Source organism: Pseudomonas sp. PI1 (genome assembly GCF_000812405.1).
Taxonomy (GTDB): Bacteria; Pseudomonadota; Gammaproteobacteria; order Pseudomonadales; family Pseudomonadaceae; genus Pseudomonas; species Pseudomonas citronellolis.
In genome coordinates this window covers 40,344-48,975 of the sequence record NZ_JWMC01000008.1, presented here as the reverse complement: position 1 = coordinate 48,975, position 8,632 = coordinate 40,344, and the positions used below count along the sequence as shown (strand labels likewise).

Sequence of the window (8,632 nt, the reverse complement as noted above, 5' to 3'; positions counted from 1 at the left end):
TGGAACTGTTCAAGGGTTCCACTTTTCCTTCCCGCCAAAAACCGGCGAGCACCACGAAACCAGCAAAAGCGCTTCTTCAGCCGGATTCGTCGTATCACCGAGTGTCAAGAAGAACCTTCCCAGCCCACGCCATTTAGTACATCCTCCAGTACACCCAACTGAACCGGACTGGAGAATGTACTAGTGGCGCTCACGGACACCGCCGTGCGGCAGGCCAAGCCAAAGGAAAAGGCTTACACGCTTGCCGACTCTCTCGGGCTCACTCTCTATATCGCCGCCAGCGGCGTGAAAAGCTGGCACTTCCGTTTCACCTGGCTGGGCAAGCAGGCCCGCATATCGCTTGGGACATACCCTGAAATCGGCTTGAAGGAGGCGCGGGCGCGCCGGGACGAGGCGCGCGAGGAGGTCGCAAGCGGAATTGATCCGCGCGAATCAAGGAAGGAAAAGAGAACGGAGAAGCTTGAGGCCAGCGGCCAGACCTTCAAAAAGGTCTATGAGGAGTGGTTCAAGTTCAGGGAGGGGGACATTGCGGAGGGAACAAGGAAGGGGATTCGAATTGCGATGGACAATGACGTTCTTCCTGCATTCGGCAAGCGCCAGATCAAGTCCATCAGTCGGGCCGAGATCATCGCGCTGATCAGGAAGATCGAGGCCAGGGGCGCCATCACCTCGGCAGTGAAGACGCGGCAGTGGATCGGTCAGGTGTTCAAGTACGCCATCGCCACCGGCGTGGCCGAATCCAACCCGACAGCAGAGATGCACACCGTCACTGAGAAAATCGACGTCTACAAGCATCGGCCATTCGTCGACTTCGACGAGATGCCGCGAATCATGAAGGCCATCCGTGAATGCGAGACAGGCCACATGTACATCACAGCCACGCTGCTGCTGATCTACACCGCCTGCAGGCCTGGCGAGGTGCGCTATGCCGAATGGGCCGAGATCGACCTTGAATCGGCAACCTGGACCATCCCGGCCGCTCGGATGAAGGCGCGCCGTGACCACATCATTCCGCTGCCACGGCAGGCGGTCCAATTGCTGGAATCCATGCAGCCCTTCTCCAAGGGCCTCCGGTATGTCTTCCCAAACCGGAACGACATCAGCCGGCCGATGGGCGTGAATTACGCCACCGAGACCATGAACGCCTGCGGCTACCGCGGCCAGCAGTCACCGCACGGGTTCCGGCATATGTTCTCGACGGAGATGAACCACCGCGGCTACAACCGGGACTGGATCGAAAAGCAACTAGCCCACACCGACCCCAGCATCATCCGTGAGACCTACAACCACGCCACCTACCTGGAGCAACGGCGCGGGATGATGCAGGAGTGGGCTGACAGTATCACGCCGTGGGACTGACCTCCCCCTATCCCCCGACCTAGCGATACTCCGCGACGCCCTTCCCAGCCGACCGCCATTCTTCTTGCGGCGAGTTAGACCGGAGCATAACGAACGCCTCAACGGCCTGCCCCTCTTTCGGCTCGGCCGGGGAGATAGCGGCATGGCGACCAGCCGCGTAGCCGGGGAACATGTCGGAGTTCGCCGACACGTGGTATTCCCAAATCCCGAAATTTCCGGCCTTGCCGACCATGCGCTCCAGCTGAAGCCGCGAGAAAGTGCCCTGACGAATGATGAGCATGCCGACCTCCAGTAGTTGAAGGCCGGCATTCTACCCTACGGGGCCGCCCGCGCCCGCTCGTCCACCTGGCGCGCCACCTGATTCCGGCTCTCGCTCAGCTCGCGCAGCAACGCCATCTTCTCCTCGGCGCCCAGCGTCGGATCGTTGCTGACCGCGCGCATGCGCTGGTTGATCGCCGTGATCCTCCGGTTCGCCGCGTTGTAGATCGGCCGCAGTTTCAGTGTGCTGTTGCCGGCCAGTTCCTGCAGCCGGTCCAGATCCTCGACCTTCCGGGCCTCGCTGGCGGAGGCGTAGAGCTGGTCGACCTGGTGCTGCATCTCGTAGAAGCGGTCCAGGTACTTGCTGCTGCCGCCGGCGACGGGCTTCACGAAATCCCCGTAGAGCGTCCAGTTGTCCGGGTTGCTGGCATCCCGCCGCGGGTTCGCCGGCAGGTCCATCGGGCCGCGCAGCATGTAGTCGCCGGCGTTCAGGGCCTGGGTGCCCAGCCAGCCGAAGTAGCCGCGCATCAGGTGCTCCAGGCGCTGGGGCGAGATGTTGGCCATGCGGCCGGCAGCCACCGCAGCAGCGGACGTGCTGGAGGTATAGCGCTCCGCCGGCGGCAGGCGCTCCTGGCCCATGCTGTCGATCGCCGTCTTGCGGAAGCTGTCGTAGTTGAAGATGGCATCCATGGCCGGCTTGAACGCTTGGGGTACCGGACTCATCTGCAACTGGTCGGTAAGCAGCGCGCCCAGCGTCGACGCAAAGTCGCCGGCGCGGTAGTCGTTGCCGGCGGTAGCCAGCTCGGTCATGCGCTCGGCCACACTGCCCAGCACGCCGACTTCGAACGGTTTCGGGATGTACAGCGCGTGCTCGGCGCCCGGCAGGCGCACCCACCAGTAGTTGTTCCGCACGAAGTCCGGCAGCTCCTTGTACTCGTCGTCGTCCTTGTTCAGCAGGTGCAGCAGCACCGAGACCATGGCCACCGCACCGGCGACCGCCAGGAACCGGCGCGGATCCGTGCCGGCACCGCGGCCGAGCTTGTACATGCCCTGCAGGCGGGCGTTCATGAACGGCACGATCTGCGTCAGGAAGCGCACGCTGGCCCATTTCCCGGCCGAGGTGAAGTCCATCATGTCGCGGGCCAGGTAGCTTGCCTCAAGGTGACTCTTGCCCTGCTCCCTTAGTTTCTTGTACAGCGCGGCCCTGTTCACCGACTCCAGGCGGTCGCCCAGTTCCTGGTAGCGATCCCAGGCCGAGCGCAGTGCGCGGGTGATCTTCTCCTGGGTGGTGAGGATCTGCCCTTCCTTGGCGCCCAGGTCCTTGATCAGCCGCTTCGCGTGGGCCGCCTGGTCGCCGTCATTGAGCGCGCCGAAACGCACCGCGCCGCCGCCGGCGATGAGCTGCTGCATCACCGGGCTGCTGTGGGCGGTGCCGCGCCAGCCCTCCGCGACGTTCTTCAGGGGGTTGTAGCCCAGGTCGTTGGTGGCCACCGCCGAGATGCTGTCGCGCAGCAGGTTCCGGGCGCGGAACGCCGGGCTGCTGGTCACGCCGGTGGTCAGCCAGTGCTTGAAGGTCCGCATGGCCTTCATGGCCGGGTTGTTCCAGTCCTGCTGGTGCAGCATGGTCAGGGCGTCGAGCACCAACGGATCGTGCACCAGGTAGTGCTGCTCGCGGCCGCCCATCATCACCCGGACGGCCCCCTTCTCGGCTTCACGCACCGGCGTGGCCACGCCCATCGGCTCGGCGGCCTTCAGCGCGTTGGTCGCCGCCAGGTTCTTCATCGAGGCGGTGAGCAGGTGTGACCAGTTCGCCAGGGTGTTGGCCATCAGGTCGCCCAGCGGCTCCTTGCCGCCCTTCAGCTTCTGGAACGCGCGCTGGCCGGTCAGGCCACCGATCTGGCCCGGGCCGGCGGTACCGTCGCCCTCCTCCATCACCCGGTAGAACGGCACGTAGAACTCGTTCTCCCAGAGCTTGCGCGCCCCGGGATCGATGAGGCCGGCCTTCTCGGCGACGTCCAGCACCGCGCGCTGGTAGGCGGCGAACTCCTTCTGCGCCTGGGCGTAGGCCAGGGTACGGCTGCCGCCGCCCTCCATGGTGCCCTGATTCAGGCGCTTCAGCTCGCGGATGTTCTCCGGGGTGAACAGGTTCTCGCGGCCTTCGGCAGCCAGGCGCTCGGCGCGGTGCCCGGCCATCCAGGCGAAGAAGAGGTCGTGCTCTCCCTTCAGGCCGGCCAGGATGCCGCGCAGGCCCTTGCCGTCGGGATCGACAGCCAGTGCGCCGTCGAGCAGCTTGGGCTTGCCGTAGAGGAGGGTGGATTCGAGCGCGCCATCAGTGCCCTTGGACAGCCGGGCCTGCATGTAGGCTGTCTGGTCCAGCTTGGCGATGGGGGCGAACTGGTCGAACACGCCCTGGATGAACTTCTCTTTCCAGCGATCGCGGTACTTGGCCGCGGTCTCGGCGATGGTTTCCTTCCGGGCGAAGGCGCCAATCTTGCTCAGGGCGTCGCGCTGGGCATCGGTGACGTGGTCGGCGAACTTCACCGGGCCACGGTTGGCGACCTGGTCGAGGAGCGTGAGGGTGCGCTGTCCGGCGCGCGAGTAGCGTACCGGGCCGTCATCATCGGCATCAGGGGCGGGAGTTACAGGTGCTTCAGTTCCGGGTCGATCGCCAACTGCTCGTCCATCCACTTCGCCGACTCTTGGAATTCGCGACGCAGCGAGTCGATCTCGGATTCCGTCAGGCGATAGATTACCCTTGTCGAACGTGAGGAGGGTTCGAGCTTCGGATTGGGTGAGGCCTTCGAAGCCGTAGCCGAAGGTTTCCCGGAACCAGGGTTCGATGCTGCCGTATTTGCCACGTACTTCGGCCAGGGTGGAGGAATCGAGCGATAGCTTGCGGGAGTAGTTCTTGCCGGTCAAGGCAGTGGCCAGCACTACCCGACCGCCGTTGTCCTCAATGTGGGTCTTCAACTGCGCCAGGGTGCCGCCCTGGGTAAGCGTGTCATCCAGCAGGATGTAGTTCCCAGGCGCAACCTTGCCTTGGAACCTGGCTTGGTTTGCTACTCGCTCCAGCGCCGATGCCTGGGTGCGCCCAATTTTCTCGGCCTGCACAGGATCGGTATCGACCTGCAGCCCAAGGCGCCCCCCCAGGACCTTTGCGGCAGCAAGTGGGATGCGGTTGTTACCGGCGCCCTCCTGCGCCAGCACCGGCACAATCTTCGGCGAGCTGCCCGGCGGAATCGCCTGGCGCACCTGCTCAACGAACTCGGGCGTCACGGCGTCGCGGGCAACGCGCAACGCGGCGGCATCGTCGCCGGCCTTCGCCGCGGCGTAGTCCGGGTGGTTGTTCAGGAAGGCCAGCGGGTGGGCCACGGCGACGTCGGGGAACGATGCATCCCAGCCGCGGCGCGAGTAGCGCGCCTCGCCGGCCGCGCGCCTAGCACCACCCTCGATGAAGCCCCGCGCGTTGGCGAGCAGCCGGGCCAGGTCGCCGTCGGTCCACTTCATGTCCAGGCCGATGGCGCGCAGGCCGGCGCGGATGGCGGAGACCAGGCGCGGCCAGAAACCCTGCTGCTGGAGGCGGCCGGCGGCGGCCAGGTCGGCCAGCACTTCCTCGACGGCTACCGGGCGCCGGTAGCCGGTCTGCTCGGCCAGGCGGTCGGCAGCGGCGCGCACCTGGTCGTTGCCGCGGTAGATGCTGTGCAGCAGCGGCTCCAGGCGCCGGCCGAACAGCCCCTGCAGGCCGGCATGGCCCAGCACCTCGTGCGCCAGGACGAAGCCGCCATGCTGGTAGCTGCCGATGTTGTCGGCCACCAGGTACACGGCGCCCCCGTCAAAGATCCCTTCCACGCCCTCGGCGCCGTCGCGCTGCACCCGCTGGCGCAGTCGCGGCGGGAGGTCATCGACCGACTGCACCACGCGCACGTCAGGGGCATTGCGCCAGCGGCTGATCCGCTCCTGCAGGGCGCGCTGCAGCTGGCTGGCGCGCAGGCCCTTCAGCACCGGCGCGCTGGCGCGATAGCTCGCCTGCGAGTAGCGGCCGTACTCGGCGCGCAGCGCCTCCCAGGCCTGGCGGTTCACGCTCGCCGGCGAATCGCTGTTGAGCGCGTTGTACCGCTCGAAGCTCAGGCCGGCCGAGGCCGCGTCCAGATCCGCCTCGTAGCGGTCCTCCAGGCGCTGGATGGCCTGGCCGTAGCCGGGCGAGCCCTTCTTCAGCCCCTCCTGCTTCGCCTGGTTGGCGATGTAGCGCCGCTTGGGCATGGCCAGGATGTCCGGCAGGCCCTCCTCCGCCGCCGGCGGCGCCTCGGCAGACCTGATCTCCCGCAGCGGTGCGCGCAGATCGCCGCTGGCCAGCCAGCCCTTGAACTCGTCCAGGGACATCTCGGTCACCGGGCCGATCTTCCAGCCCTTGTCGAAGTTGGACCGGTAGGCGGCGACGGCCGCTGCACGGTCCGGGTAGCCGAGCATGACCTTGTGCTCGTCGAAGCTGCCGTCCTGCTGGTTGACCTGGTCCACGATGAACACGCGCTGGCTGCTCTCGTCGGGCCCCAGGTAGACGTCGACCTGCTCGCCGTCCGCGCCTTCGGTGCGTCGGATGTAGCCGTAGTGGTCGCTCATCGTGTGCCGCCATTCGGTACCGTCCGGGCGCGTGCCGCTACGCTCCGAGCCGCGCGGGTTCTCGACCGAGATATCCAGCCCCTGGAAACGCACGTGCCCTTTCCGGTAGTTGCCGGCCTCGATCTGCGCCGGCGTCGGCTCCGGGTGCCTGTTGGTAGGCGATGTGGCGGCCTGGTGCGCCTGCTCGTCGATCCGTGCCGCCTCGGCTACTGCAGGCGATCGCTCGGCGGCCGGCTCTGCAGCAGGACGATCCGCTCGAGCACTGGCTCGTCTTCCGGCAGGCTGACCAGCCCCTGGCTCAGCCGCTGGTACCGGCGCCACGTCAGTTGGCCGAGCAGGAACAGCAGCTGCAGCGCCTGCGTTTCGCTCATCGCCGGGCCCGGCGCGGTTACCAGCATCCTCCACCTCCTGCTGTGCCTTGGGTTGGATTCGAAAGTCCCGCTTGCCGCGCTGCACTACCTCGAACGCCGCCGGCGCCGGCAGGCGGCCCAGGGCGCGCCCGGCCTGCAGGCGGTTCGTGTACGGCTTGGCCATGGCCTGCTGCTCTGCCTGCACACCTTGCACGGCGCGTGCCGCAATGGCCCGGCTGGCCCCGGTCTGCTGGGCAATGGCGGCGGCGTCCAACTGCTCGCCCGCGGCGGCGTGCTGGCGCAGGCCCGGCAGCAGGGCGTCGACGCTCGGCCGCTGACCGGCACGCGCCTGCTGGTCCATGCCCGGGCCACCAGGCAATGCACGCTGCCGCTCCGGCGTTACGAAGGGCGCCACCGGGCCGCGCTGGGCGTTACCCTGGCTGTCCACCACCAGGGTGTCCGGCGCCGGCAGGGCCAGGGTGGGCGCCGGCGGCCGGCGGACAGCAACGGCGAAGCCACCTTCATGGGGCACCACCACCGGCTGCTCGCCGGCCTGGGTAGCCTCGTCCACGGCGCGGAGCAGGCGCACGTCGCGTTCGCTCTTGAACGGGCGGCCGTTCTTCTGCACCCGGAACTCGAAATCGGGATCGCCGGACACCGGCGCGGCGGCGACCTGCTCGGCCTCCATAGGGCCGGTGTCCATTTCCACGGTGGGCAGCGGCGGCTGCTCGGTGACATCCTCGACGGCCTGCGGCCCGGTGTCGTATTGGACTTCCGGCAGTTGTGGTTGACGTGCCTCCTCGGTTGTCATCGTCGCCAACTGCTCGTCGGTGACGCCCAGGGCGCGGAGCTGGTTGCGCTCGTAGGGCGTGAGGTCGTCGGCGGCCATGCCAGTATCCGTCGCAGCCGGCGGCATCACCGCGGACGAATCAGCGCCAGGCGCCGGCAAGGCCAGAACGGGCTGCGCCGACGCTTCAGCCTGACCGTCAACGGCGACCGTGGCCGCGGCCGACAGCGGCCCGGCGTTCGGATCGAGGCCCATCTGCTCGGACGGCTTGCGCAGCCGGCCGGCGGCCGCGGCACCGCCACCAGCAACCCCGCCGCCCAGGGCGCCGATCAGGCTCGCGTTCGCGATGTCGCTGACGCCCTGCTGGTCGAAGGCCTGGTGGTTCGGATCGACGCGCTGCACGGCCAGGTTCTCCACCGCCGTCTGCGCGCCCTCGGTGGCGCCCTCGGCGCCGGCCTGCTTCAACGCCTGGCGGGCAATGCCGCCGGTGCCGCGGCCAGCCAACCGGCTGATCAGCCCGACCTCGGGCAACGCGTCGAGCGCACCGGCGGCCGCGCCGTAGGCAGCAGCCGTGCCCGGGGCGTATTGCCCGGTCTTGTCGTAGATGTCGCCGTAGATCGAGCCCTGCTCGGTGCCCACCGAGTTCGCGGCCACGCCGGCCATCGCGCCGCGCTGCGCCAGCTTGTTGCCGTAGGCCTGGGCCGCTTTCTCCGCCGTGGCGCGGGCCACGCCCTTGGCTACCTGGTTCTCGGCGAAGCGCTCCACCGCCTTGCGGCCGGCGACCTTGGCCACTGCACCACCGATCCCGCCGGTGGCCACCGAGCTGGCGGCGAACGGCACCAGTTGGCCCAGGCCCTGGGCCGCGTACAGCGCCGCATCGTGCGCGCCGTGCACATCCTCGAATCGACCGACCGCCGGTGCATTCTCCGCCGCCTCCTGCTGGTTGCGCTGGTAACCCTCCAGGCCCCAGTCGCGCAGGCCATCGGCGCCCGCGGCATCGCCGGCCAGGCCCGCCAGGCCGTACAGGGTGCCCTGCAGGGAGTCGACGCCGGCGCCGACGCCCTTGGAGAACTCACCGGAGATGGAGGGTTGCCCGGGCGCGCTCAGGCCAAATTCTTCTGCAAGCGAGGATCGGCGAGTGGTCGGCGCATTAGGGGAAGCGCTGGTGTCACCAGATTGGCTCACCACCCCAAGGCCGAACTCTTGTGAAAGGCTGCTCATTCCGCTCTCCAAGGAAGAGGCTAGTAATGCGGGCAGCTTC

The 8,632-nt window shown here is 67.7% G+C and carries 3 protein-coding genes; 1 reads left to right on the top strand and 2 read right to left on the bottom strand.

Translation table 11 applies throughout. The annotated features are described in order from the left end of the window. The first annotated feature begins 183 nt into the window (after positions 1-183). Positions 184-1,359 carry a tyrosine-type recombinase/integrase gene (locus tag RN02_RS02445; RefSeq protein WP_043312951.1) on the top strand — a complete coding sequence of 392 codons (1,176 nt, stop codon included), beginning with the start codon at positions 184-186 and terminating at the stop codon, positions 1,357-1,359. Between the two features lie 19 nt (positions 1,360-1,378). Here RN02_RS02445 and RN02_RS02440 read toward each other — a convergent pair whose 3' ends face one another. Then, on the bottom strand, positions 1,379-1,639 hold the full coding sequence (locus tag RN02_RS02440) for a hypothetical protein (RefSeq protein WP_043312950.1): 261 nt from the start codon (positions 1,637-1,639) through the stop codon (positions 1,379-1,381). 35 nt (positions 1,640-1,674) lie between these two features. Then, positions 1,675-8,592, bottom strand: a complete 6,918-nt coding sequence (locus RN02_RS02435) for an LPD38 domain-containing protein (protein WP_043312947.1) — start codon at positions 8,590-8,592, stop codon at positions 1,675-1,677. Positions 8,593-8,632 lie beyond the last annotated feature (40 nt).